This window comes from Bradyrhizobium australafricanum, from assembly GCF_020329495.1.
Taxonomy (GTDB): Bacteria; Pseudomonadota; Alphaproteobacteria; order Rhizobiales; family Xanthobacteraceae; genus Bradyrhizobium; species Bradyrhizobium australafricanum.
Map to the genome: position 1 here is coordinate 49,362 of NZ_JAGKJL010000009.1, position 23,507 is coordinate 72,868.

29 protein-coding genes and 2 tRNA genes are annotated in these 23,507 nt (G+C 59.7%); 27 read left to right on the forward strand and 4 right to left on the reverse strand.

The genetic code is table 11. The annotated features are described in order from the left end of the window. Positions 1-96 precede the first annotated feature (96 nt). The 3 genes from J6525_RS10570 to J6525_RS10580 form a co-directional block, all read right to left on the reverse strand. The gene (locus J6525_RS10570) at positions 97-669 is read right to left on the reverse strand and encodes an HdeD family acid-resistance protein (RefSeq protein WP_225644194.1); all 573 of its coding nucleotides are present in this window, start codon (positions 667-669) and stop codon (positions 97-99) included. A gap of 89 nt (positions 670-758) precedes the next feature. Further along, entirely contained in the window at positions 759-2,618 is a 1,860-nt protein-coding gene (locus tag J6525_RS10575) for an acyltransferase family protein (protein WP_225644196.1), read from the reverse strand. 78 nt (positions 2,619-2,696) lie between these two features. Beyond that, the gene (locus tag J6525_RS10580) at positions 2,697-3,734 is read right to left on the reverse strand and encodes a PrsW family glutamic-type intramembrane protease (protein WP_028342108.1); all 1,038 of its coding nucleotides are present in this window, start codon (positions 3,732-3,734) and stop codon (positions 2,697-2,699) included. 372 nt (positions 3,735-4,106) lie between these two features. On the opposite strand from J6525_RS10580, the gene J6525_RS10585 reads away from it, so the two are divergent. Further along, positions 4,107-4,991: a sulfite exporter TauE/SafE family protein gene (locus J6525_RS10585; RefSeq protein WP_225644197.1), complete on the forward strand. Its 885-nt coding sequence runs from the start codon at positions 4,107-4,109 to the stop codon at positions 4,989-4,991. Between the two features lie 7 nt (positions 4,992-4,998). On the opposite strand, the gene J6525_RS10590 is transcribed toward J6525_RS10585, so the two are convergent. After that, positions 4,999-6,231, reverse strand: a complete 1,233-nt coding sequence (locus tag J6525_RS10590) for a Zn-dependent hydrolase (RefSeq protein ID WP_225644199.1) — start codon at positions 6,229-6,231, stop codon at positions 4,999-5,001. A 153-nt stretch (positions 6,232-6,384) separates the two neighbouring features. Here J6525_RS10590 and J6525_RS10595 point away from each other — a divergent pair, with 153 nt between their 5' ends. From J6525_RS10595 to J6525_RS10720, 26 genes are all read left to right on the forward strand, one after another. Further along, positions 6,385-6,729, forward strand: a complete 345-nt coding sequence (locus J6525_RS10595; protein ID WP_156436340.1) for a hypothetical protein — start codon at positions 6,385-6,387, stop codon at positions 6,727-6,729. A gap of 84 nt (positions 6,730-6,813) precedes the next feature. Then, positions 6,814-6,963: a hypothetical protein gene (locus tag J6525_RS10600; protein WP_016844593.1), complete on the forward strand. Its 150-nt coding sequence runs from the start codon at positions 6,814-6,816 to the stop codon at positions 6,961-6,963. 154 nt (positions 6,964-7,117) lie between these two features. Beyond that, positions 7,118-7,192 (forward strand) — tRNA-Glu (locus tag J6525_RS10605). A 114-nt stretch (positions 7,193-7,306) separates the two neighbouring features. Continuing rightward, on the forward strand, positions 7,307-8,665 hold the full coding sequence (locus tag J6525_RS10610) for a site-specific integrase (protein ID WP_225644201.1): 1,359 nt from the start codon (positions 7,307-7,309) through the stop codon (positions 8,663-8,665). Positions 8,666-8,889: 224 nt separating this feature from the next. Continuing rightward, entirely contained in the window at positions 8,890-9,123 is a 234-nt protein-coding gene (locus J6525_RS10615) for a hypothetical protein (protein ID WP_225644202.1), read from the forward strand. Beyond that, complete coding sequence (locus tag J6525_RS10620; RefSeq protein WP_225644204.1) at positions 9,120-9,761, forward strand: hypothetical protein; 642 nt, start codon at positions 9,120-9,122, stop codon at positions 9,759-9,761. Before J6525_RS10615 ends, J6525_RS10620 begins: the two co-directional genes overlap by 4 nt. A gap of 67 nt (positions 9,762-9,828) precedes the next feature. Continuing rightward, complete coding sequence (locus J6525_RS10625; RefSeq protein ID WP_225644207.1) at positions 9,829-10,080, forward strand: hypothetical protein; 252 nt, start codon at positions 9,829-9,831, stop codon at positions 10,078-10,080. Then, a complete protein-coding gene (locus J6525_RS10630) occupies positions 10,064-12,286 on the forward strand; it encodes an AAA family ATPase (protein ID WP_225644209.1) in 2,223 nt (740 codons plus the stop codon). Before J6525_RS10625 ends, J6525_RS10630 begins: the two co-directional genes overlap by 17 nt. 338 nt (positions 12,287-12,624) lie before the next feature. Then, positions 12,625-13,260: a hypothetical protein gene (locus J6525_RS10635; RefSeq protein ID WP_225644211.1), complete on the forward strand. Its 636-nt coding sequence runs from the start codon at positions 12,625-12,627 to the stop codon at positions 13,258-13,260. Between the two features lie 184 nt (positions 13,261-13,444). Further along, positions 13,445-13,588: a hypothetical protein gene (locus J6525_RS10640; protein WP_225644212.1), complete on the forward strand. Its 144-nt coding sequence runs from the start codon at positions 13,445-13,447 to the stop codon at positions 13,586-13,588. Between the two features lie 113 nt (positions 13,589-13,701). Next, positions 13,702-13,777: transfer RNA gene (locus J6525_RS10645), tRNA-Pro, on the forward strand. Between the two features lie 114 nt (positions 13,778-13,891). Further along, positions 13,892-14,086 carry an HNH endonuclease gene (locus tag J6525_RS47245; protein ID WP_312009777.1) on the forward strand — a complete coding sequence of 65 codons (195 nt, stop codon included), beginning with the start codon at positions 13,892-13,894 and terminating at the stop codon, positions 14,084-14,086. Between the two features lie 130 nt (positions 14,087-14,216). Further along, on the forward strand, positions 14,217-14,636 hold the full coding sequence (locus J6525_RS10655) for a phage terminase small subunit P27 family (RefSeq protein ID WP_225644215.1): 420 nt from the start codon (positions 14,217-14,219) through the stop codon (positions 14,634-14,636). Positions 14,637-14,707: 71 nt separating this feature from the next. Further along, a complete protein-coding gene (locus tag J6525_RS10660) occupies positions 14,708-16,249 on the forward strand; it encodes a terminase large subunit (RefSeq protein ID WP_225644217.1) in 1,542 nt (513 codons plus the stop codon). After that, the gene (locus J6525_RS10665) at positions 16,250-17,533 is read left to right on the forward strand and encodes a phage portal protein (RefSeq protein ID WP_225644219.1); all 1,284 of its coding nucleotides are present in this window, start codon (positions 16,250-16,252) and stop codon (positions 17,531-17,533) included. Continuing rightward, positions 17,530-18,159 (forward strand): HK97 family phage prohead protease, encoded by a 630-nt coding sequence (locus J6525_RS10670; RefSeq protein ID WP_225644221.1) that lies wholly within the window; start codon positions 17,530-17,532, stop codon positions 18,157-18,159. Before J6525_RS10665 ends, J6525_RS10670 begins: the two co-directional genes overlap by 4 nt. 88 nt (positions 18,160-18,247) lie before the next feature. Continuing rightward, positions 18,248-19,531 carry a phage major capsid protein gene (locus J6525_RS10675; RefSeq protein WP_225644223.1) on the forward strand — a complete coding sequence of 428 codons (1,284 nt, stop codon included), beginning with the start codon at positions 18,248-18,250 and terminating at the stop codon, positions 19,529-19,531. Between the two features lie 50 nt (positions 19,532-19,581). Then, entirely contained in the window at positions 19,582-19,770 is a 189-nt protein-coding gene (locus J6525_RS10680) for a hypothetical protein (protein WP_225644225.1), read from the forward strand. A gap of 14 nt (positions 19,771-19,784) precedes the next feature. Continuing rightward, positions 19,785-19,979, forward strand: coding sequence for a hypothetical protein (locus tag J6525_RS10685; RefSeq protein ID WP_225644227.1), 195 nt, complete (start codon positions 19,785-19,787; stop codon positions 19,977-19,979). 3 nt (positions 19,980-19,982) lie between these two features. Next, positions 19,983-20,624 carry a head-tail connector protein gene (locus J6525_RS10690; protein ID WP_225644229.1) on the forward strand — a complete coding sequence of 214 codons (642 nt, stop codon included), beginning with the start codon at positions 19,983-19,985 and terminating at the stop codon, positions 20,622-20,624. Continuing rightward, on the forward strand, positions 20,584-20,988 hold the full coding sequence (locus J6525_RS10695) for a hypothetical protein (protein WP_225644230.1): 405 nt from the start codon (positions 20,584-20,586) through the stop codon (positions 20,986-20,988). Before J6525_RS10690 ends, J6525_RS10695 begins: the two co-directional genes overlap by 41 nt. Positions 20,989-21,079: 91 nt before the next feature. Beyond that, a complete protein-coding gene (locus tag J6525_RS10700) occupies positions 21,080-21,430 on the forward strand; it encodes a phage head closure protein (protein WP_225644232.1) in 351 nt (116 codons plus the stop codon). Positions 21,431-21,631: 201 nt separating this feature from the next. After that, positions 21,632-22,015, forward strand: coding sequence for a DUF3168 domain-containing protein (locus tag J6525_RS10705; protein WP_225644234.1), 384 nt, complete (start codon positions 21,632-21,634; stop codon positions 22,013-22,015). A 73-nt stretch (positions 22,016-22,088) separates the two neighbouring features. Further along, the gene (locus J6525_RS10710) at positions 22,089-22,526 is read left to right on the forward strand and encodes a phage tail tube protein (RefSeq protein ID WP_225644236.1); all 438 of its coding nucleotides are present in this window, start codon (positions 22,089-22,091) and stop codon (positions 22,524-22,526) included. Next, a complete protein-coding gene (locus J6525_RS10715) occupies positions 22,526-22,990 on the forward strand; it encodes an HK97-gp10 family putative phage morphogenesis protein (protein WP_225644238.1) in 465 nt (154 codons plus the stop codon). Before J6525_RS10710 ends, J6525_RS10715 begins: the two co-directional genes overlap by 1 nt. Then, a complete protein-coding gene (locus tag J6525_RS10720; RefSeq protein WP_225644240.1) occupies positions 22,987-23,388 on the forward strand; it encodes a gene transfer agent family protein in 402 nt (133 codons plus the stop codon). Before J6525_RS10715 ends, J6525_RS10720 begins: the two co-directional genes overlap by 4 nt. Positions 23,389-23,507: the final 119 nt, after the last annotated feature.

Below are 23,507 nucleotides of genomic sequence, written 5' to 3' on the forward strand. Positions count from 1 at the left end.
AAAAATAGCTGGTGGCGACGGTGATCATGGGGCGGCTCTATAGCGCAGGGATTTGGGGCTGTCACCCCCCAAAAGCAAGCCCCCCGCGGTTCGGCGTCAGGTGTTGCGCGCCGCCAACGCCATGCCGATCAGGGTCGCCCCGCCGAACATCAGATTGAGGCCGACGAGGAGGCCGATCGCCCATCCCGCGGATTCCGGCAAGCCCGCGATGATGAAGAATGCGATCACGATGTCCATCAGGCCGGCGATCAGCAGCCAGGACCAGCGTCCCGACAATTCGCGGCGGTGCTCCAGCGCGTACATGACGGTGGCGACGCCCTCGGCGACGAAATAGGCGCCGACCACGATGGTCAGCGTCAGCACACCCTGCATCGGACGGGCGAGCAGCACCATGCCGGCCAGCACGGCGAGCGCGGCCGAAATCAGCGACCACCAGAAGCCCGGCATGTTGCGCGCCCAGAACGTCACGATCAGCCCGCCGATCCCTGAGATCAGGAACATCCAGCCGAGGAAGATGGTGACGGCGAGGCTCGCGAAGGTCGGCACGATCATCGCGGCGATGCCGAGGATCACGAGCAGGATGCCTTCGAACAGGAACGCCTTCCAGTGCGCTTTCACCGCGGCCTGCATTTCCGATCGCAGCTTGTCGAGGTCGTTGGACAGGGGCATCGCGGCTCTCCGGATCTGCGCGTGTGCAGTCTATCCTAACCGGCTACAAATGGTCAGCCCCGTCAGTTGCGGCAGCGATAGCTGTGCGCTCATCTTTCCGCATGGCGGTTTTCGACAGCCAGAATCCTTGGCACAAGTCTGGCCGCCAGATATCGCGAGGCGCGCGGCGACAGATGCAGGAAGTCAGCCGATACCAGGTCGTTTGCGCTGGTCCCGACCCTCGTCAGACATCCGTCCGCGTTGCAGAGTTCGTCATAGAGCGACAGATATTCGATCCCGAGATCGGCGGCGATCTGCCCAACCCTGTCGTCAGCCTGCTTGGTCGATCGCACGTCGCGGCTGCGTTCCGGGATCAATGCATGATGGCGCAGGAAATATTGCACCGTCAGATGAGGCACCGTGTCGGTCCAGACCGGGACAGGGCCGACCAGGATAACACGGGCGGCGCCGGCCTGTCTGAGGGCGACAATCGTCGGGCGGAGATCGTCGGCGGTGGGTTCTCTGCTCCACACCAGGTGCAGGAGCACGACATCGGGGTGCGAGCGGGTAACCGCAGCAACGATGTGGCGGTTGGTTTGAACACAAAACGGAATGGTCTCGGCCTGCGCGGTGAAGAGCGGCGGGCAGGAATTGACGGTGAACTGGGCTAACCCGAATTGATCGCCCTGGACTTGCCGCAGCCCGGCGGCAAGCATGCCGGCGGTCGAATCGCCCCATACGAAAACAAGCGGGCGCTTGCTGGCGTCAACGCAACTCGGATCAAACGCGGGATCGGCGGAAGCGGAGATATGACATTCGCCGTATCTCAGGAAGTCCCTGGATACGGTCATGGCGCCGGCTTCGCGAACGATCGCCGGAAGCCGAAAGGCAAAGCCGTCGACGATCGCCAATGCTCCCACCGATGCAACGGCCACCATCGATGCCGCAAGGACCGGCGCCACCCGCCACTGCCCGAACCTGATTGGGCGCTCGACGTAGCGATAGGTTGCCCAGGCCAGAATGAAGCTGGCCCCAACGGCCAGCCCGTTCTCGGCCAAAGTCAGGGGACGACCTTTGAAGCTCGCCGCAAAAACCAGGATCGGCCAATGCCAGAGGTAGAGCGGATAGCTGATCAGCCCGATCGCGACCGCGGTACGGGTCGAGAGAAATCGATTGCGACCTGACATGATGAGGGCGGCGGCTGCGGCGACCGGCGCCACCGCTGCGATCCCGGGGTAGGTCATGGAGGGCGAATAGAACGCGGTTACCGCCGCGATCACTGCGAGCGCGGACCATCCGAGAAGGTCGCGCGCCGCGGAGAATCCGCTGGGCAGGCAGACGGCCACCAATGCTCCGGCCGCGAGTTCCCACGCCCGCGTGAACGGCTGGTAGAATGCGGCTTCAGGGTTGGTTCGAACGACCAGGATATTTGCGACAAGCGATGCGATGAAGATCAGGGCAAGGGGAGCGGCGGCGGCGATCCGCCATCGCATCAGCGCCCACAGCAGCAAGGGCCAGACAAGGTAGAACTGTTCCTCGATGCCGAGCGACCAGAGATGGAGCAGCGGCTTCGTTTGCGCGGCCGCATCGAAATAGCCACCCTCCGAATAGAACAGCAGGTTTGCCGAGAAACCCGCGCCTGCCGCAATCTCCTTTCCAAGGGCCACCAACTCGCTCGGCATCAGAAGTTGCCATCCGGCGATGAAGGCGGCGATCAAGACGACGATCAGGGCAGGAAAAATCCTGCGAATGCGACGCGCATAGAACGTCGCAAGGCTGAAGCTCCCGTTCTGAATGTCGCCATAGATGATCCCGGTGATCAGGTAGCCGGAAATGACGAAGAAGATGTCGACCCCGACGAAACCCCCAGGAACATATTGCGGGAACGCGTGGCCGAGCACGACCAACGAGACGGCAACGGCCCGCAGGCCGTCGATATCCGGCCGATAATTCTTGTAGTTGTGCCCCATCGTCCTCTCGCGCCTGGTCTGTGTCTCTCCCTGAACCCGCCGAGGTTGTTTTGCAAGGGGAGCGGTGCCGGCCGGGCGCTAGCTTTGACCGGGAGCGGACGGAAAGCCCTCCGAGGCGGTCCGCATCCGGTTGCGGCCGAGGAAGTAGACGGCGGTGGTCGCGATGAGCAGCGCCAGTCCGATCAGGATCGAGGTGAAGCCGATCGGGACCAGGATGAACGACGCATTGCGCTCGGGATTGACGTACCAATGATGCAGCGAGGTGAGCAGGAAGGAGACGCCGGCAAAGCCGGCGCCGCCGCCGATCAGCAGCAGCGCCCACATCCGCCGCAGCTGGCTGAGCCGCTCGCGCGCAACGTCGGTGCGCGGCGCATGATGCTTGCCGAGGCGTCGCACCAGGCGGATTGCAAAGCCGATCGAGGAGAAGCCGATCAGCACGCTGGCCGAGCCGAGCAGCAGCCGCGTGGTCGAGCCGAGATCGGGGATGCGCTGGAGCGCGAGCAGCGGAAAATCGAACGCCGCGTGCAGCGCGACCGGCGCGACCAGCACCAGCGCCCAATTCGTCATGCGCGCCCAGTCGCGGTGACCCCGGTAAGCGCCGAGCGCGCCGCCGGAGCGCGCGATCGCAAGATAGGCGCCGGCGATGATGCCGAGCGCGCCGTGGAACGGCACCGTGAGCACGCTGCGCAATGCCGCGAGCGCGCGCCACATGTCCTTGTGCTGGACCAGATAGGCGAGGTTCTCATAGGCGGCAAATCCAAGTCCGGCGGCCGCGCCATAGACCACCGTATCCATCGGATCGGCGAAGGCGCGGCGCCGCGTCGAGATGACGACGATGACGAGCACCTTGACGATCTCCTCCGGTGCCGCGACTCCGAAAGCTGCACGCACCGCCTGCGTCGCCCAGGGATTGTCGGGAATGGCAAGCAGCGCATTGAACGGAATTCGCGCCAAGCCGAGCAGGGAGATGCTGGCCGCGCCGAGCACGAAGGCGAGCCACACCTGAACCGGCGGTCCGGGGCGCTCGTCAGCGGCGATGACCAGCCACAACACCAGCAATGCGGGGGCAATGGCGGCGGCGCCGATGACGGTTGGAAGCGACTCAAGCAACAACATGAGCCGGACGGGCCCCTTTAATGGCACCAAAGCGATGCGTGCCGAAGAAATGGCAGCAAGTTCAGCGGATTGCAAATCGGTCTGATGCCGTTCTCGTGACCAATATGCCACGGTGCCTTACGAAAGCGGGTTGGAAAGTGCCGTTGCGGACCTTGATCAGCTAAGGGCCGAGGGCGGCTCCCGGACAGGTTCCTGCCAAGCGTCAGGTCCATGGCGTTCCAGGCGCAGGAGCTTTGGTAGCCCGACGATTCCGGGATCGCGACCTGTGGGTCCGATCAGCTTTCGGCACCGCGTCCCCGTCGTTGGGCTATAATGCCGTGGGCAAGGCGACTGATCCGGTAAAAGCCAGAGATGCTTTCGATTGATTCTGCTGTGATCGTTCTTGCCGTGATCGCGCTGTTTGCGGCGTTTGTAAATGGCGCGCTTGGTTACGGGTTTTCCTCGCTCACGGTGCCGGTCGCACTCGTCTTCTACACCAACCGCGTCCTCAATCCCGCGGTGGTCATCGTCGAAGTCTTCGTCAATCTGTATGTCCTGTGCATCAACCTGAGCGGCGTTCCGGCCGTGTGGCGGCGCGTGCTACCTATTCTCATCGGCATGCTGCCCGGTATCGCGGTCGGAGCCTTTGCGCTGACGTCGCTTCAGCCCGGCTGGACCAAGTTCGCCACCTACTCGATTATTCTGCCGCTCATTCTGTTGCAGGCGGCCGGTTGGCGGAGGCCGATCCAGTCGAAATGGCTGGTCGGTTTGCCCTTCGGAACGATGCTCGGGATCTTGTACTCGGTCACGACCATTTCGGGCCCGCCGCTGGCGATCCTCTTCAACAATCAGGGCCTCGTCAAAGATGAGTTTCGGGCCGGTCTTGCACTGGTTCGGGTGACGGAGTCGAGCCTGACTGCAATCGCGTATTACAAGCTCGGTCTGTTCATCGACGAGAGCCGGAGCATCCTGCTCGTGCTGGTTCCCTGCGTTGTCCTCGGCATACCGCTCGGTGCCTGGCTGATCCGGCGGCTGGACGCCGAGACGTTTCGCCGGATCTGCATGAGCTTTGACGCGTGGGTCGTGGGATTCGGGCTGTCGCGCGTATTGATCGAAGTGAAGCTGATGGAAAGCCCGTGGGCCTACAGCGTCATGGCCGGCACGATCCTGATCGACATCTGCTTGCTGTACGTCTTCTTCACCGCGAGGAGAAGCACCGTGCAGAACTCGCACGCGTTGGCTTCGCTGAAGTCGGGCAACCGGGGCGGTCCGACCTGAAGGTGATCTAACCTGCGAGCAGGCGCCGGCAGGTTTCGACAAATACCTCGGCACCCGTGACGATATCGGCGTCGTCGGTGTTCTCGCTCCAGTGATGGCTGATGCCACCGATCGACGGCACGAACAGCATCGCCGCCGGCATGATGGTGGCGAGGACCTGGGCGTCATGGCCGGCGCCGCTCGGCATGCGCATCGATTTGCCGCCGGCGCAGGCTGCGCTCGCGGCTTCGATCGAATCCTGGAATGCAGGCGTCATCATCGCGGGCACCCCGGTGCGGATGCGCTCAACCTTCACACCGCAACGGCCCTGAGCGGTGGCCTCGGCCGCCAGGCGATGCAGCTGTTGTTCGAGGCGGCCGATCACTTCGGGATTGTCGTCGCGAATCTGGAATAGCATCTCGGCGCCGCCTGGAATGATGCTCGGTGCGCCTGGGTCCAGCGTGATGCGGCCGGTCGTCCACACCGTGCGCGGTCCCGACAGGGCAGGGAAGCTGTCGTCGATCGCGACGCAGAACCGCGCCAGCCCGAGGCCGGCGTCCTTGCGCACCGCCATCCGCGTGGTGCCGGCGTGGTTCTGCTCGCCGGTGAACGTGATGCGGTACTGCCAGATGCCGACGATCGAGGTGACGACGCCGATCTTGAGTCCGCTACTCTCCAGCGTGTCGCCTTGCTCGATATGCGCTTCGAGATAGCCGATATGGCGGCCGGCCTCGGCATTAAGGCGCGGGCGGCCGGCGAAGCCTGCGTCGCGCAATGCATCGCGCATGGTGCGATCGCTGGAGCGGTCGCGGGCTGCGTCGATGTCGGCTTCGGTCACCGCGCCGACAAACGACCGGCTGCCGAGGAAACTGCCGAAATGTCCTTCCTCGTCGCACCACGCGGCGACCTCGACCGCGCCGTTCGCGTCCGGGTCGGTGTTGATGACGCGCGCCGCCTCGAGCGCGTAGATCACGCCGAGCGGCCCATCGAGCCAGCCCGCGTGGTTCTGGCTCTCCAGATGCGAGCCGGCGAGCAGCTTTGGTCCCGCCTTCGCGCTGGAGCCGAGCACATTGCCGATGCCGTCGATCGTTGCGGTGAGATTGGCGTCGGGCAAACGCGCCGCGAGCCAGTCGAGCGAGCGCAGATGCGGTTCCGAAAATGTCGGCTTGTGCACGCCGGCCTTGTAGGCGCCGATCGCGCGCAGCGCGTTGAGATCGGCGAGCACGCGCTTGCCGTCGAAGCGACCGTTGATGCCTGGCATGATTGGACTCCGGATTGCCGTCTTGATTTGCGCCTTGGCGCCTCAATCCCGTCTTGATGCCGACGCGGTTGGATGCGACGGAACAATCAGGGCAAACGATTTCTTAGCGGTTCTGCTCTTAGGTCGCAGTACGAATAGCGTGAGAGTGTGATCATGTCTGCATTCCGGAACTGGGCTCGCAAGGCCGCTGTGCTGTTTCTTCCGATCGCTGTCGGCGCCTGCGCGCAGGTCTCGCAGCAATACAGCATGACCACGCCCCCGCCGGGGACAGGTCCGCTGGCCTGGGACGGTGCCGGACAGGACCCCAATCTCCCGCAGCCGCGGCGCCATGCGCGGAATGCGTCGCCCGCGGTGGCGGAGACATCGCCTGCGCAACTGTCGGAAGCGGATGCCGACGACCGGCTGGCGCGCAAGCTCGTGATCTGCAGCACCTGCATCAAGCGGACGCCTGTGGCGGCGCAGCCGAATAATCGTCAGGACGTCGCCAGCAATCACTAGCGGCTGGCGCTGAGCGCTGTTGGTGGACATCGAGCCGGCTCGCAGGCCTTAGTTAGGCCACGATGTCGGTCGATGCGCAGGCCCATGTCGATCCGAAGATTCATTGTTCCCGTCGTCGTCGTCGCGCTTGCCGCCGCAATCCTGATTCACGTCGGGGGCTCGCGGGCGCATGCGCATGTGCCGACGCATTGCGGCTTCTGGACCTCGATCGAGGCCGGATTGTCCTGCAGGTGATGTCCTTCCGGTGATCCCAGCGGCAACCCGGGAAAAGCGTTCTGAACGCTTGCCCGCCCGGCCAATCGCCACTATACGTTCGCCGGTCGCGGCTTGAGGGCTGTGGCCAGTCCGGCGCATCTCACGTCTAACGTATTGATTTGCCGGGAGTTTTGCTCCCTTCGTCTATCGGTTAGGACGCCACCCTTTCACGGTGGAGAGAGCGGTTCGATTCCGCTAGGGAGCGCCAAAATCGCTCAAGCAAAAGCATCGTAAAATCAGATAGTTGAGTGTAACGCTTGACATTTTCGGTGCGCCGATCCCATGCTAACGTAGATACATTGCGTAGATACATGGGGCGGAAATGGGTGCCGACTACCTGATTCAGCGAAACGGCTACTGGCAGTATCACCGCCGTGTCCCAAAGGCCTACGCCGGCCTGGGGGGCAAGACCAGCAAGTTTGTGGTCATCAGCACCAAGGTAGCGGTTGCCGACGATCGAGGTGGCGTCAAGGCGGCTCGCGTGGCGCACCGGCTCAACGAACAGCAGGAAGCGCACTGGCGCTCGCTCGCCTCAGGGACACCCGACAAGCAGCGCTGGCAGGATGCTGTATCGATCGCGCGCGCTCATGGTCTCGACTATATGACGCCGGTTGAGGCGGCACAGCGTCAGATTAAGGAACTGCTCGACCGCATTGAGATCCTCAACGTCGGCGACCGCAAGACTGACGTTGCCGTTGTAGACGCCGTGCTCGGTGCAGTCGACAAGCCTCGCGTCACGCTCTCCGATCTGTTCACCGAGTACGAGAAGACGCAGCAAACACAGATATCGAAAATGTCGCCTAACCAACTTCGGAAGTGGCGGGGCGCGAAGAAGGCGGCTGCCGATAAGTTCATCGAGGTGCGAACCGACAAGGCGATTGCCGACCTTCGGAGAGATGACTTCACCGGATACGCGGATCATTGGGAAGCCAGAGTGATATCCGGCGAGATCGGCGCTGGCACAGCGAATAAGGCTATATCGCACGTCACAGGCATGGTGCGCGCCGTCAACAAGCGACTACGGCTCGGGCTCGATCCATCTATCTTCACCGAGACGCGGATTGCCGGCGGTCGTGATGGTAATCGATCGCCGTTCCCGGTCGAGCACATCCGCAACGTCATCCTAGCGCCGGGCGCACTGGATGGTCTCAACGACGAGGCCCGCGACGTGGTTTACATCGTGATGGAAACCGGCTGCCGACCTTCCGAGATCGTGAACCTCAGCAAGAGCCGGATTAAGTTGGGCGCAGAGATCCCGCACATCCGCGTCGAAGCCGAGGGCAGGTTGCTGAAGACGGAACACAGCGAGCGCGACATTCCTCTTGTCGGCATGGCCTTGGAAGCGATGAAGCGCCATCCGGCTGGTTTCCCGCGCTATCTCGACAAGGGCGACAACCTCAGCGCCACGATCATGAAACACTTCAAGGAGAAAAAGTTGCTGCCGCAGATAAGCGAGGACGTGCCGCTGAAGAAGAGGCCGAAGTATGGCAACTATTCCTTCAGACACAGCCTGAAGGATCGTCTGAAGGCCGTCGAATGCCCAGAAGAAATGATCGACGAGCTGGTTGGCCACGCCACTGGCAAGCCTAAATATGGCGACGGCTACGGGCTCCAGATCAAGGCTAAATATCTCGGGGCAATCGCCCTGACACCGGTCGCAGCCGAATCACCGGGCTGTTGAGCGCTGGCGCAAGCGAAAACGCGGCAATAAGATAAAAATATGATGCTGGTACTTGCCTTGCGGTCTGCGACCGTCAGTGTATTGTTTTCCCTGACTAGGCCGCGCGCGTCCAGCGCCATGTAGCGGCAGCCCGGACTGGCCCTTTGCCGGCGGGTATCTGTCAGCTAGACGACGCCCGCTAATTCGGCGACCGACGGGCAGATCGTTCAACCGACCACCCTTCAATGCACATTCTCAATGCGCCTGCGGTTACCGCAGAGCGCCTCGATGCCGCTATTGACCTCGTTTCCGAGGTCATGGTGCTGCACAACCGACCATGCTTTGCGCCCTACGTCGAGCGGCTTGAACGGGAGTTGGCTGCACTGCAGGCCAACAATGACGTGATGACTCGCGCTCGGCAACGGCTTGAACAGCGCCGGGCCGCCAACAACAACTCTCACGAAGTGGAAGCAGCATGATCGACCCGCGCAGCGCATACATCAAAGACATCCCCACCTATGCTGACATCAATTTTATGTCTCGGCTGGAGGCAAGGTGGGCAGCGCTCTTCGACTTGATGGGTTGGCGTTGGTCTTATCAACCGCTTGATTTCAACGAGTGGACACCGGATTTCATCATCCACGGCGCGAAACAGCGGGTGCTCGTTGAGGTGTATCCCATCTTCGCGGCAAACGAGGACCTACTGGGTCGAATTTCGCGCGCGGCCATCGGCTCGGGCAAACGAAATGATATTCTGGTGGTCGGCGCTGAGCCGCTGTGGGACGTCAGAGGTTGGTGTTGCCCCGCGTTCGGATGGTTGGGCGAACTTTGCGGCCCGGAGCACGGGCATGGTTGGGGTGAAGCGATCGTACACGATGGTGGTGGATTGGGCTTTTGTCACAGCATTCTCCAGTTCCGCAATCGTATAACGGGCCACCACGACGGCGACTCCGTAGCCGGTGCCGAGGGGTATGACGGCATCATCCGCCGCGCGTGGGCGCGGGCGGGAAACGCTGTTCAGTGGCGGCCCGACGAGGACAACGAAAGCATCATCGCTATAGTTGATCGCGCGGTAAGAAAGGCCTCCCGGAATAAGAGGCATCCGGCCTGCCTGTAGCCGGCGCGTTCTACCGCACGACTGGCCTTTGCCAGGTGCGTCTTTCCGACGACAAGGAATACCGACCTTGAAAATTATAGACATCCGACCCGGTGAATCCGGATCGACGACGCTTGCGCGTTTCGATCTTGAGCTGAATGAGCACATTAGTTTGTTCAACCTGGCTCTGCGCCAGCGACCAGGCGACCGGTCATGGACCGTTGCTCCGAATGCGTTTCATGAGCGAACTGCCGCGTTCGGGGAGCAGTTTAATCGCGCAATTTCTGACATGGCCCTTGCGGCATTGATGGAGCTTCCCGCCCGTGCAGACCGCAGTTAAGACCGCCGAGCATACCAATCCGATCCGCTCTCACTGCGAAATGCTGCACAGCCTAGCCGAAGGCATTGACGGCGTGCTTGTGGTTTCTGCCTACAACGTTTCCGACAAAGGCAAAGGTACTGTAACGCACCATAGGATAGGCGATGTTGACGGCATGGTTGCGGCAATCGCCGCCCATCATGACACCACCGGCACCAACGTCTATGTTGGCCTGCAAGTTATGCGCAAGGGCCTCGGGCGCGGCGAGCGTGGCGGGACGAATGACGTAAAGGCCGTTCTCGGCCTTGTCGCTGACATGGACGGAGATACGGGGAAGACGGGCGAGCCTCCATTCGAGCCCAGCTACATCGTTGAGACTAGCCCCGGCAACGAACACCCTGCGTGGCTGTTTGACAACCCTCTGACGCCAGACGAAGCTAAGCCGCTGGCCGCTGCTCTGCAGCGCGCGACCGGTTCAGACAGCGGGACGAAGGACATCGCTCATGTCTGGCGCGTCCCCGGAACGAAGAACTGGCCGAACGAGGCCAAGCTAAAGCGTGGGCGAGCGCCCGAACCAGCCAACGTACGGACTCTGCAGGCGTGGAATGGCGACCTGGTTAGCGTTGAGGCCTTCCGCACGGCATTGGCGCCGTGGTCGTCTGCGCCAACGAGTGAGGCGAAGCCTGTTCAGCTTGGCGAACTGCCTAACGTCGGTGATGTCAAAGTGTCAGAGAAAGCAGCTGCGCTTCTGGCTGCCAACGACGTTGACGACCGATCAAAGCATGCACGGGCTGTCATCGAGCAATTGAACTTCGATGGGCACGGGGCAGAGGAGGCCGCGGCATTGTTCTTGGCGGCTCCGGGTAACTGGCTGGACCGCTATGCCAACGAGCAACGCGCGCGTACCGACTTCGAACGGGTATGGGGGAAGGAGGTTGCAAGGCGCGAAGAGAGGCGCGAGGCCGCAGCGAAGCTGGCGGGTGGGCTGAAGGGCGCGAACGATAACGAAGCTGGCGCTGATGCAGATGGAGATGGCGCCGCCAATGCCTCGACCAAGGACGTGGCGTTCGTTGCTACGCCATACGTCCCTGCCGATCCGTCGACACTCCCGCGCCGCGAGTGGCTATTCGGAAACCATTACATTCGCAAATATGTCTCGGTGACCGTCAGCCCAGGCGGCTTGGGCAAGACGTCCAGCAGTATCGTTGAGTCCCTTTCCATGGTTTCCGGCAAGCCGCTTCTGTCCCCGGAAAGCGGACTGCTGCCAAAACGGCTCAAGGCATGGCTGTTTAATGGTGAGGACCCCCGCGACGAAATGGTTCGGCGCATCGAGGCCGCTCGTCTGCATTACAAGCTCTCTGCGGAAGATATCGGCGAAAGGTTGTTCCTCGACGTTGGGCGGGAGCGTGAGCTCGTTGTCGTGATCGAGGACAGGAAGGCCGGGATCAAAATCAACGAGCCTGTTGCTGAGGCTGTGGTTAAGCAGATCAAGGACAACGAAATCGATGTTATGATTGTCGATCCGTTCGTGTCCACCCACCAGGTGAACGAAAACGATAACGGCGCGATCGACAGGGTCGCCAAGCTATGGGCCAAAATAGCGGACAGAGCCAACTGCTCGATCGATCTTGTTGCACATACGCGTAAGCTAAACGGCGAGGGAGCAACGATCGACGACGTGCGCGGCGCGGGGTCGCTTATTGGCGCTGCCCGCAGTGTGCGCGTTCTCAACAGGATGTCTAGGGAGCAGGCTAATCTCGCTGGAGTGCCCGAGAGGGACGTTGCTGAGTACTTTCACATAGATATCGCCAAGGCCAACATGACGAAGCAAGATTCTCGCTTGGAGTGGCGTCGCCTTGAAGGCGTAGGCCTTGGCAACGGCGACGGCATAAGCAAGCCACAGGATCACGTCGGTGTCGTCACACCGTGGAAATTTCCTTCAAAGGAGGCGACCGCCGAGAAGGCGGCCAGCGAGATAACGGCCGACCAACTGGAGAAGATTCTGGTGAGGCTGAAGAACCAGACTTCGGCATTCGCGAGAAACTCCAACAGCTGGGCTGGGTTCCATGTGATGGACGCCCTCGGCCTCAACCGAGAGAACAAGGATGGCCGCGATCAGGCCGCGAAGATAATTGGCGGTTTGATTGCCGATGGAACGCTGATAGTCAAGCAGGAGGAGGACCACCGCCGCCACAAGACAAATGTGGTCCGCCCGAGGCAGGAATAATCTGCGCGAGTACTTGCGCGAGTATCTGCGCGAGTGCGCGAGTATTTTCCCTTTTTGCACTTGCGCGAGTGCGCGAGTACCACCCTTAGGGGGACTCGCACACCTCGTGCTGTGCGCGAGTGTAGGTAGGTTTAGAACTATCGCACTCGCGCACATCTTTTCTGCAAGACAGAATGGTAAAATGACTCGAGAAATTGCGGCTTAGGCTGCGGTTGGAGGCGCTGCCATTCCCATAATAGTAGGGGGATATTCTTGCCCCCGCTGGCTGCAGCTGCAGCCGATATCGCCAACCGGTGCGCAACCGGAATTCCCCGCATGCAGACCATAGGAGGCCGCCGTTGCAGGCAGCCAATGACAATAACCGAACGCCAGCCGAGCACAGGGCTGTTGTAGCGGCCCAAGCAGCAGATCAGCCTGAGGGCAACCCGAGGCCGTACAATGCCTCCCAGTGGCCGCAGGGCGCCCGTCTGTGCGCCATCGGTCGGCAGGACCTTGTGCGGGGCCTGAACGATTGGCAGCGCCTGAACGCCGCGCCCGTGCTTTGTGTCGCCAACGACAATTGGAGCGATGAGCCGGAAGGTTTGCCGGCTCCATCATTCGATAACCGGATGGAGACCTGGACGGCAGAACGCATCATTGCGCGCCACAAAGCTGGCAAGGACTGGCGGCCACCGAACGAGGTATTCGACAGGCCGCGCCGGAACGATGCGGCCAAATCCATTCCTGTCGGCTTGTACAGGGCCAACGGCGTTGTGCTGTACCAGATTGGTGCTGACGCCGAAGACGAGGCCAATCGCGTAATTGACTGCAAGCGCATCCGAGACAAACTCGGACCAGTCGCCTGCAGGCTGTTGGACGAGGCGAGCAGCGACAGCACAACAGCCGACATCGCGGCCATCATCAGGCGTGACGAAAATGAAACGGAGAAACACATTGAGGCGGCGATCACGAGATTGATTGCGCTGGTGGCGTGACCATGTCGGTGTAGGGCGGCCCACAAGGCATTGGAATCGTTGCGTATTCACTTGTGGCGGAATGGGTAGGAGGGGAGTTTCTCTCTGGCGGGCATCGTCACGTCGGCATTTAGTTGTCAGGCATTAGCCATCAGGCCGTTTCAGCACGCTTCGCCCGCTTTCAATTTCACTTGTGTCATTGCCAATGGTCCATTCCCGCAAGCCGGTAGACGTGATCGCAGAAGAGCTGTGGGACCACGATGACCCGGACAGCGCCGCTGTGGATATCGTTGAGGCGCTCGAGCAAGCCGGCTGGCGCTTGGTGTTTGCACCAGAGGATCCGAAATGATCGAAGCAGCTATTATCGTTGGCATGCTCATCGCCGGATATTGGACTTGGAACAAGTACATTCTGGAGCGCGGCACGTTTGCTGCATTGCCCGCGTCCTGACCACCATCTTACCTGGATGTAGCGCAGCAGGTAGCGCACTTGATTTGGAGTCAAGGGGTCGCTGGTTCGATCCCAGCCATCCAGACCAATGAGCGATCAACGCAGTGCACAAGCAAGCGAATACCGCAAGCTTTACAATTCTGGACGTTGGAAGCGTTTACGTGAACACCAGCTGCGTACTGAGCCACTGTGTCGGTTCTGTATGCAGCAAGAAGTAGTTGAGCCAGCTAAAGTTGCCGACCACATTAAGCCGCATAGGGGTAATGCGGAATTGTTCTTTGATCCCAATAACCTGCAGTCACTCTGTGCTGCGTGTCACGACAGCACCAAGCAGCGAATTGAGTTGGGTCAGGTTGGTTTCGGTTCGGATGGTTGGCCGCTCGAGCCGGGGGTGTAGCGAAAGTCTCAAGTGTTTCCGCCAAATACCGGCGGCCCAAATCGCACGTTAAATCCCGCGAATTTCGACCTTATTTTTGATATGCAATTAGATCATGGGTGCGAGGGGCAGACGGCCTGAGACGCCAGAAATGCAAGCGCTGAAAGGCAATCCTGGCAAGCGCGCAAAGCGTCCACCATCGATCAGACCATCCGGTGACGTCTATATCCCGAATTACCTTCAGGGTGACGCGCGGGATTGTTTTGAGATGATCGTGGCGGCCATGCCGCCATCAACTTACGCCTCAACTGACGTTGGCGGTATCGCGGTTTATGCGACGGCATGGGCAGACCACAAGAAAGCGACTGAGGCGCTGCTGGTTGAACCTTCGATTGTGCCGGGGTCCACGGGAAATCTCCAGCCCAACCCATGGTACAAAATCAAAAACGAAGCCGCTCGCATAATGATGGCGATGGGCGACAGGCTTGGATTGGATCCGAAGGCAAGGGCAGCAATTGCGCTGCCGCAGGACAAGCCAAAGTCCAAGTTCGCCGGCCTGATTGGGCAGTAAAGCAGTTAGGCTTTACCAAGGACGGATTAGCCCGCGCTGAGCGCGTCATTGCGTTCATTGAACTGCTTAGGGTGCCAAGCGGCGAGGGGCAGGGCGGATTTATTCGCCTCCGCGAGTGGCAAAAGCAATTCATTCGCGACCTGTATGCGCCGCACCACGCTGTCGGTAACCGCAAGGTCAGGCGCGCAATTCTTTCGGTGGCCCGAAAGAACGGCAAGACAATGCTGATTGCTGCGCTTGTGTTGGCGCACCTTGTCGGTCCAGAGGCGATACCTAACGGCGAAATCTACTCCGCGGCAACAGACCGCGAGCAGGCCGGCCAGGTGTTTAAGTTTGCTCGGCAGTTGGTCGAGGCCGAACCTGAATTTGCTCCAGGCGGCGAGTTGCCAATCACTGTAGTGCCGTCAACGAAGACGTTGCTGCACAAGCCAAATGGTTCTTTCTATCGCGCGTTATCGGCCGAGGCTGGCACCAAGCACGGTCTAAATCCATCGGTCTGGATTTATGACGAGCTGGCGCAGGCTCGAGACCAAGAGCTTTACGAGGTCATGAACACCTCGCAGGGCGCTCGCAAGGAACCGCTTGGTATCGTCATTTCGACGCAATCACCGGATCCGGAGCACCCGCTTTCCAAGTTGATCGATGACGGCTTGGTGGCGAACGACGAAACGGTTTTGGTGCATCTGTATTGCGCAGATGATGAGGCCGAGGTGATGGATGAGGCGGCATGGGCCGCTGCAAATCCGGCGCTTGGTGACTTTCGATCCACCGACGATTTGCGGGCGCTGGCTGTCCAAGCTGGTCGAATGAAGACGCTAGAGGCTTCATTCCGCAATCTTTACCTCAACCAGCGTGTTGACCAGACGTCGCCACTCATCCCGCGTTCGGAGTGGAAGGCATGTCAGACCAGCGAAACGCTGATTGAGGGCGAAGATGTTTATTTAGCCCTCGATCTTTCTGGCGTTCACGACCTGACGTCATTGGTTGGCGTTAGCGCGGCACCTGGAGAGGACCGGGTTAAGGCGTGGAATTGGAAGCCAAAGGAATGGTTGCATGACCACGTTAAACGCGATCGGGCGCCGTATGATGTCTGGGCTAAGGACGGCTGGCTTGAGACACCTGACGGTCGTGCAGTCGATTATTCATTTGTTGCCGCGCGTATAGCCGAGATCCGAGAGACCTATAATGTGCTCGGTCTGGCATATGACCGTTGGCGCATTGAGCAGTTGCTAGCTGAATTCCAGCGACTCGGTGTTGATGTTTACATCGACGGCAAGGACAAACCTTACGATGGCGCCTTGCGCCTGATTCCGTGGGGGCAGGGATACCGGGATATGTCGCCGGCAGTTGAGGCCCTTGAGGCTTCTGTTGTGCATCGCAGGCTGCGGCATGATGGAAATCCGGTTCTTGGCTTTTGTTTTGCCAACGCCATTGCCGTTACCGACGCATCAGGCAATCGCAAACTTGACAAAAGCAAGACGCGTTTTCGCATTGACGGCGCTGTTTCTACAGCAATGTGCCTCGGCCTGAAGGTTCGTGAGGCTGAGCCGGAAGCGCCAGCAATTTCCCCTTGGGACGACCCTTCGTTCTCGCTTGCAAAGATTGGCACTTAATTGAAGTGGCCCTTTAAAAAGGCTGAAGCCGACGCGCTAAGCGAGGTGAGAAGCATCGAGAACCCGACGATTCCGGTTAGTTCCGAGAGTTTTCTGGCGTTTTTCGGTGTAAACCACGCGAATTTGCCGCATGTCACGGTTGATAGTGCGCTTGCTGTTCCTGCTGTTGCTGCTGCAGTTGCTTTTCTGTCTCGCACGATGGCTGCGCTGCCACTTCATGCTTATCGTGACACCAAGGACGGCCCAAAGAAAATCAGTGGTAAGCTTGAGTCGGTCATCCATGATGCGCCGAACGACGAAATGGATAGCTTCAAGTTTCGTCAGTATTTCTGGCAGCAGGTATTCACAGGTGGCCGTGGTCTAGCGTGGATTGAGCGCGCGCCGCAGGGCGTTGAGTCCATTTGGCCGATGGACCCTTACCGGACGACTATCCGCCGCGTGAATATGCGGTTGGTGTATAGTTTCGACGGCAAGGATTATCCGTCAGAGGATATTATTGATCTGCCGTTCATGCTGCGCCCGTGCGGTGTTCGGCATTACGGCCCGATTGTTCTTGCGTCGAAGGCAATTCAGCTTGCCTTGGCCATGAACGACTACGCCAGCAACTTCTTTGCCGGCGGTGGTGTGCCTCCGTTGGCTTTGGTTGGCCCGCTTCCTGCCGGCGCTGAGGCCATCAAGCGCGCCCAAGCAGATATCAAGCGCGCGATCGACGCGGCGAAGTCCAGCAGCGAAGCCGTTTTCCCCGTTCCGTCTGGCTATGAATTGAAGCCGGTTGGCTTCGATCCGGCTAAAGGTCAGATGATTGATGCGCGCCGTTTCCAGGTTGAGGAAATTGCCCGCGCATACCAGTTGCCTCCGGTATTCCTGCAAGACTTGACGCAAGCCACGTTCAGCAACGCAGAACAGCAGGATCTTCATTTCGTAAAACACCTCATCGGGCAATGGTCCGAGGCGTTTGAGGGTGAACTTAATCTCAAGCTATTCGGCCGCGGTAACAACAACCGTTACGTTGAGCATAATCTTGATGGCCTGTTGCGCGGCGACTTTGCGAGCCGGATGGCTGGGTATGCCACAGCGATCCAGAACGCGGTGCGAACGCCAGATGAAGTGCGGCAGCTCGAGAATCTCCCGACCAAGGGCGGCGAGGCCGACAAGCTGCAGATCCAGGGCGGCACAGTGCCGCTAGGCACGCAGCCCGGTCTAAAGCCGGCGAACGACAACAAACCAACTCCAACCGCCGACCCTGCGGCGGGCGACGTTCCCAAGGAACCTGAAGCGGCATGACCGAGATTGAACTGCGCTACGGCACGCTGGGCGTAGAAACCCGCGCCACTGATGATAAGCGTACCCTTATTGGTTACGCCGCTATCTTCAACAGCGACACGACGATCGGCGATTATTTCATCGAGCGTATTGCACCTGGCGCTTTCTCAACGGCTATTACCGGAGATGTTTTAGCTCTGGTAGCGCATGATTATGCACGGGTAATCGGGCGGACGAAGTCAAAAACCTTGCGACTTAGCGAGGATGACCGTGGCCTAAAGGTCGAGATTGACGTTCCCAACACCACGGACGGAAACGATCTGTGGGAGTTGGTTGATCGAGGCGACGTTTCCGGAATGAGCTTCGGATTCCGGGCCACGAAGCAGGAGTGGGATGACACTGGGGAAATCCCCAAGCGGACCATCCTTGAGGCTGAGCTCTACGAAGTTACCGCCACGGCAATTCCTGCTTATCCGGACACGACTCTTGCTGCGCGCTCGCTAGAAGCCTCGCGCAAGGAAGTCGAAGCTGCAAAAGCTGATGCGGGCAAGCGTGCCGCGAACGACGCAGCCGCAAAGAAGCGCATCGCAGAGCGCAAGCTGAAACAGGAACAGAAGTTTCGGGGCATCCGGCAGGACGCACCGTAGTCACCCGGCTCAAGCCGGTGGGCGGACGCGCGACGTCCTGCCATTCAACCCCACGCCGCTAAGCGGCATTTTCTATTGAGGATATTCTATGACTCTCGCTGAACTCCAGGAGAAGCGCGGCAAACTGATGACGCAGGCCCGCGAGGCGCTTGACGAAGTTGGGAAGAACACCGACGAGGCGCGGACTGCCGAGCTCGAGAAGCGCCATGACGATATTATGGCTGAGTTCGATAAGGTCGAAAAGCACATCGAGCGCGAACAGCGCCTTGCAGCTGCCGAGAGGGCCGAAGAAGAGCGTACTGCTGCTGAGCGTAAGGCCAAGCGACCGATCGCCGGTAACGGCGGTGAAGCGCGCGGTGCGGAAGAGGGCGAGAAGCCCGAATATCGTGAGGTGTTTCACAAGTTTCTGGCCGAGGGCGCTGACCTGGCTGCGCTGGAGCCGGAGGAGCGAAAGATTCTCCGTACCGGAGCCGCCCCGAAAGAGGCTGAAAAGCGTATCCAGACTGTCGGCACCACGACCGCTGGCGGCTACACCGTTCCCGTTGAACTGGCCAACTTCATCGTGAAGTCCATGAAAGCCTGGGGTCCGATGTACGATGAGGATGTCTGTACCGTCATCTCCACGTCCTCGGGCAACCCGATCAAGGTCCCGACTGTCGACGACACTTCGCAGACCGCTGGTCAGCACACGGAAGGCACCGCTCTGACGGATGACGGTAGCAAGGATGTGGTGTTTGGCCAGAAGTCGCTGGATTCGTTCGGCTATGACACCGAGTTCGTCAAGTTCTCGCTGGAACTGGCCCGCGATTCCATCTTCAACATGGAATCCCTGCTCGGCCAGTTGCTCGGTGAGCGTCTCGGCCGTATTGCCAACACCCAGCTGACCGTTGGTGACGGAACTGGCGATCCGAACGGCATTGTCACGGCCGCCTCGCTTGGTGTCACTACTGCTGCCGCTAGTGCTGTGACCTATGACGAGATTATCGATCTCGTTCACTCGGTTGACCCGGCTTACCGGCAGTCCCCGAAGGTGCGGTTCATGTTCAACGACCTTACGCTTGCCGCTCTGCGCAAGTTGAAGGACGGTGACGGCCGCTACATCTGGACCATGGGCAACGTGCAGACCGGCGTTCCGGGCAGCATTCTTGGTTACAACTACTCCATCAACCAGGCGATGGCGTCCCTTGGTGCCGCTACTAAGTCGATGGTGTTTGGTGATTTCGGCAAGTACTACGTCCGCAAGGTCGGCTCGCCGCTGATTGGCGTTCTGCGTGAGCGCTTCTGGCCGGATCTGGGCATTGCCGGCCTGATCTACCTGGACGGCGAGCTTGGCGACACCGCTGCTGTCAAGCACCTCATCACCCACGCCTAAGGCTAACGGGGCGGCTGAAAACGCCGCCCCGCCACTATGGGAGATGATTGATGGTTGATAATACGTACTCCACCAAGGTTTACGAGAAGCAGGGCGGCAAGGAGCTTGTTGTTGCCTCTGGCGGACAGCTCACCGTTGAATCTGGCGGCAAAGTCGTTGTGACGCTGCCGACTGCTGACCCGCATGTTGTTGGCCAGCTTTGGGCTAATGCAGGCGTGGTGACGGTGAGCGCTGGTTAAGAATGCTTGTCCGCATGACAGTTGAGCTTGCGGGGCGAGATTTCTTTCTCGCCCCCGGCGACAAGAGGGAGTTTCCGGACGCGGAGGCGTTGCGGCTCATTGCGGCCGAATACGCTGTTGCGGTATCCGAGCAAGACATTGAGCGCGCAATCGACATTAATCCTGCGATTGAAATCCGCCGTCGCGGTCGCCCACGCAAGGCAGCCTAATCTATGTGGTATCCGGCAAGCGTTACTGTTGCGGCTACTGGCGCGCCTGTCTCTATTGACGATGTGAAGCTTCGCCTGCGAATTGACGCTTCTGATGATCAGTCTGACGTCCAGTTGATGATTGCTGGCGCTACGGACTACATTGAGAAATATTGCAACACGCGATTTGCGACTCAAACTGTTGCCATGAAGTGCGACAGGTTTGTTGATTTTGCGTTTCTTCCTGAAGCGCCTGTACAGTCCGTCTCAGACGTTACCTATGTTGACACAACTGGTGCAACGCAGACGCTTGGCACTGACGTTTATGATGTTCGCTCAGACGGTCTGGAAGCATCTATTGTTTTGAAATACGGCCAGCAGTGGCCGGCTGTGCAGCAAGGCTCGCGTATAACGGTAACTGCTGTTGTCGGATACGAAACAGCGCCAGACGCGGTGAAGAATGCCATTTTGCTGCTAGTCGGCGGCACTTACGCCAACCGCGAGCCAGCCGACTTGCCAGCTGGGGCGCGTCCAATTCCTGGTGCCATCTGGGTCGCCGGATGGTCAACAGTCGATAGTCTTTTGTCAAACTACCGCCGTGGTGCGGCCTACGAGGAGACACAGAATGGCGGATATCGCAATTACCGCAGCGTCGGTTATTGGTGACGGAAGTTCTCCGCGAGAGACGAACACCGCTGGTGTAGCTATTGCAGCGGGCCAGTATGTCTATCTCGATGACGTCACACATACTTACAAGCTGTCGGATTCTAACGCGGCAGGCGCAAAGACGTGTCGCGGTGTAGCGCTCAATAGCGCGGCTGCCGGCCAGCCTTTGACCATTCAGAAGAGTGGACCAGTCACCGTTGGTGGTACGCTCGTCAAGGGCTCGACGTATTGTCAATCCACCACGCCTGGCGGCATCTGCCCGCAGGCTGATATTACCACTGGTGGTGATGTGGTTGTCCTCGGTGTGGCCATCAGCACCACCCAACTCAGCCTGAACATTCAGGTGCCTGGCGTCACGCTGTAATGCCTTTCTGGTGGCTTGTCTATCCATGGCTTGATGTGTGGGCTGCGGTCTGGTCGCCGCTGCCACACGGGCCGAGCATGAAGGCCAAGCCATGAAAGCAGGCACCCTAAACAAGCGCGCCACATTCCAATCTCTTGCCACGACGCCAGACGGCGCTGGCGGCTCGGTGCAGGTCTGGGTGGACTACGTGACAGTTTGGGCGCAGTTCTCGCCCGAGCGCGCGCGCGAAAAGCTCCAGCAGGGCCGCATTGCCGACAATCAGGCCGGTGTGCTGCGCGTGCGGTCTAGCGCGACCACCAGAGCGATTGACGCGACTCACCGGGTAATTGTTGGCGGCGTGACGTACAACGTTCGCAGCCACGACAACCCAGACGGCGTCAATGACATGATTGAAATGATCATTGAAACGGATGGGGCTGCTCCGACCGGAGTGACGCCGTAATGGCCTGCACGACGTGCCTGCGGTTGCGCGAGAAGGCCTATTCATTGTTGGCCGGTGGCACCAGGCGCGTTGTTCTAACCCACAACTACACGCACGTTATGGCTGGCGGTATACACATTCAATACATCGCAGGTACCACGTATAGGCGCGTGCCTGACGCTGTCGCAAAAGCCATCGTTTCGGCAGGAGCGGGTGTCGCAGATGATTGACCCATCGCTTCCGCTCCAGACTGCTATCTTCTCTGCGCTCACCTCGTCAGGTGCTCTGCCGGTTGTGGTTGGTGGGCGCGTCTACGATGAGCCGCCGCAGAACGCTGCCACACCATATGTATCGCTCGGTGATTGTCAGGTGCTGCCAGACAAGGCGGCCTGCATTGATGGCTCGGAGTGCTTTCCTATCGTTGATGTATGGTCAACGTACAAGGGTTACGCAGAGGCCAAGACGATCGCCGCCGCCATCTTGGCGAAACTAGACGACAAGCCGGAAAACCTGAGTGTTGCCGGCTTTGATGTGGTCGTGTTCGAAGTGAACACGTACCAGCCGCTCCGGGATCCGGACGGCGTTTCCAGGCGCGTACGACTCTAATTCCGCGCGCTCCTTAGCCCAACGGGCTAGTTACGACCGCCGCACTTGCGGCTTGCTATAGGGAAATTTTAGAATGGCACAGCCGACAGTCATTGCCGGTACGAAGCTTTTGATTCTGGTTGGCGATGGCGCGTCGCCCGAGGTGTTCGCCGAGCCGTGCGGCCTGACGACCAAATCGTTTAACCTCACCGCGTCGACCAATACGACTCTCATTCCCGACTGCGACGATCCGGAGGCGCCCGCATGGGAAGCCAAGGACGTCAATTCGCTCGCAGCGCAGGTGTCCGGTTCTGGCGTTATGGCCGTCGAGTCTTATGCGAAGTGGAATGACTGGTTCATGAGCGCGGCTGCCAGGAACGCTCAGATCAAGTTGGATAATGCCGGCCTCGGGCACTACGCCGGGTCGTTCATTCTGACCAGCCTTAAGCTGACTGGTACGCGCGGCCAGAAGGTCACGGTTGATGTTACGCTGGACAACGACCAGGCCGTGACGTGGGTTGACGCTGCCTAATGGGCAGACCTGACGACGGCGTCCAGTCCTGGCTTGATGGCCTGTCGTTCAAGGCGAAAAAGAAGCTTGCTCTTGCAATTAAAGAGCAGGCTGACGGCCTGGCCGAAAAGATCAAGGATGCTGCGCCGGTGCGAAGTGGAGCGCTGCGCGACAGCGTGAAAGTTCGCCGCAAGAAGAACGACCTTGATTTAGAGGTTACTGCCGGCGGCGACGCCACTACTCGCGGGTACAATCGCAGCACAGACTACGCCTCTCCAGTTATTGTTGACGGTAGAGACAACAGCGGGAAGTCAAAGACTCCAGTTGGGCAAGGATACGGCGTTTCATACGACTACAGCCGAGCCGTTGAGTTTGGAACTAAAGACCACCCCGCCGAGCCGTTCTTCTTCAACACCTACCGAGCCAACAAAGATGACATCAATAAAGCCATTCAAGATGCCGTTGAAGAGGCGATAAATTCGTGAGTGCTAATGGATCCGTGTCGCTGGTGTGGGCTGGCGGTGAAGATGTGTTCTGCCTGTCCAAGGTTGGCTTGATTCTGGACCTTGAGGACAAGTGCAAGGCGGGTATCGGCATCATCGCTGGTAGACTTGAAAGTGGCTCGTACGGATTAAACGACATCCGCGAGACAATCCGACTTGGATTGATCGGTGGCGGGGCGACGCCTGAGCGCGCGATGGCGTCAGTTAGAAACCACGTTGACGGAAACCCGCTCTCGCACAGTGTTCTAGTTGCGTACGCCGTTGTACGTGCCGTGCTGTTCGGCACCCCGGTGGATGATCCGGTGGGAAAACAGGAGCCGGAGGCGACGGAAAATCCCGGCTCTACCATGACGACGGACGCCTCCGTCGATCTGAAATAATCGCAATCGGTGCTGCTGCAGAGCTAGCGCCGCGGCAAATCGAAGAATTCACGCTCTGGGAAATCGCCGCTTATGCAGATGGGCTCAACAGAGCAAATGGCGCGGACAAGCCGGACCCC

Coding starts and splice junctions, on each gene's coding strand:
- J6525_RS10570 (WP_225644194.1), bottom strand. CDS start 669: ATGCCCCTGTCCAACGACCTCGACAAGCTGCGATCGGAAATGCAGGCC.
- J6525_RS10575 (WP_225644196.1), bottom strand. CDS start 2,618: ATGGGGCACAACTACAAGAATTATCGGCCGGATATCGACGGCCTGCGG.
- J6525_RS10580 (WP_028342108.1), bottom strand. CDS start 3,734: ATGTTGTTGCTTGAGTCGCTTCCAACCGTCATCGGCGCCGCCGCCATT.
- J6525_RS10590 (WP_225644199.1), bottom strand. CDS start 6,231: ATGCCAGGCATCAACGGTCGCTTCGACGGCAAGCGCGTGCTCGCCGAT.
- J6525_RS10595 (WP_156436340.1), top strand. CDS start 6,385: ATGTCTGCATTCCGGAACTGGGCTCGCAAGGCCGCTGTGCTGTTTCTT.
- J6525_RS10600 (WP_016844593.1), top strand. CDS start 6,814: ATGTCGATCCGAAGATTCATTGTTCCCGTCGTCGTCGTCGCGCTTGCC.
- J6525_RS10610 (WP_225644201.1), top strand. CDS start 7,307: ATGGGTGCCGACTACCTGATTCAGCGAAACGGCTACTGGCAGTATCAC.
- J6525_RS10615 (WP_225644202.1), top strand. CDS start 8,890: ATGCACATTCTCAATGCGCCTGCGGTTACCGCAGAGCGCCTCGATGCC.
- J6525_RS10620 (WP_225644204.1), top strand. CDS start 9,120: ATGATCGACCCGCGCAGCGCATACATCAAAGACATCCCCACCTATGCT.
- J6525_RS10640 (WP_225644212.1), top strand. CDS start 13,445: ATGGTCCATTCCCGCAAGCCGGTAGACGTGATCGCAGAAGAGCTGTGG.
- J6525_RS47245 (WP_312009777.1), top strand. CDS start 13,892: ATGCAGCAAGAAGTAGTTGAGCCAGCTAAAGTTGCCGACCACATTAAG.
- J6525_RS10655 (WP_225644215.1), top strand. CDS start 14,217: ATGCAAGCGCTGAAAGGCAATCCTGGCAAGCGCGCAAAGCGTCCACCA.
- J6525_RS10670 (WP_225644221.1), top strand. CDS start 17,530: ATGACCGAGATTGAACTGCGCTACGGCACGCTGGGCGTAGAAACCCGC.
- J6525_RS10675 (WP_225644223.1), top strand. CDS start 18,248: ATGACTCTCGCTGAACTCCAGGAGAAGCGCGGCAAACTGATGACGCAG.
- J6525_RS10680 (WP_225644225.1), top strand. CDS start 19,582: ATGGTTGATAATACGTACTCCACCAAGGTTTACGAGAAGCAGGGCGGC.
- J6525_RS10685 (WP_225644227.1), top strand. CDS start 19,785: ATGACAGTTGAGCTTGCGGGGCGAGATTTCTTTCTCGCCCCCGGCGAC.
- J6525_RS10690 (WP_225644229.1), top strand. CDS start 19,983: ATGTGGTATCCGGCAAGCGTTACTGTTGCGGCTACTGGCGCGCCTGTC.
- J6525_RS10695 (WP_225644230.1), top strand. CDS start 20,584: ATGGCGGATATCGCAATTACCGCAGCGTCGGTTATTGGTGACGGAAGT.
- J6525_RS10700 (WP_225644232.1), top strand. CDS start 21,080: ATGAAAGCAGGCACCCTAAACAAGCGCGCCACATTCCAATCTCTTGCC.
- J6525_RS10705 (WP_225644234.1), top strand. CDS start 21,632: ATGATTGACCCATCGCTTCCGCTCCAGACTGCTATCTTCTCTGCGCTC.
- J6525_RS10710 (WP_225644236.1), top strand. CDS start 22,089: ATGGCACAGCCGACAGTCATTGCCGGTACGAAGCTTTTGATTCTGGTT.
- J6525_RS10715 (WP_225644238.1), top strand. CDS start 22,526: ATGGGCAGACCTGACGACGGCGTCCAGTCCTGGCTTGATGGCCTGTCG.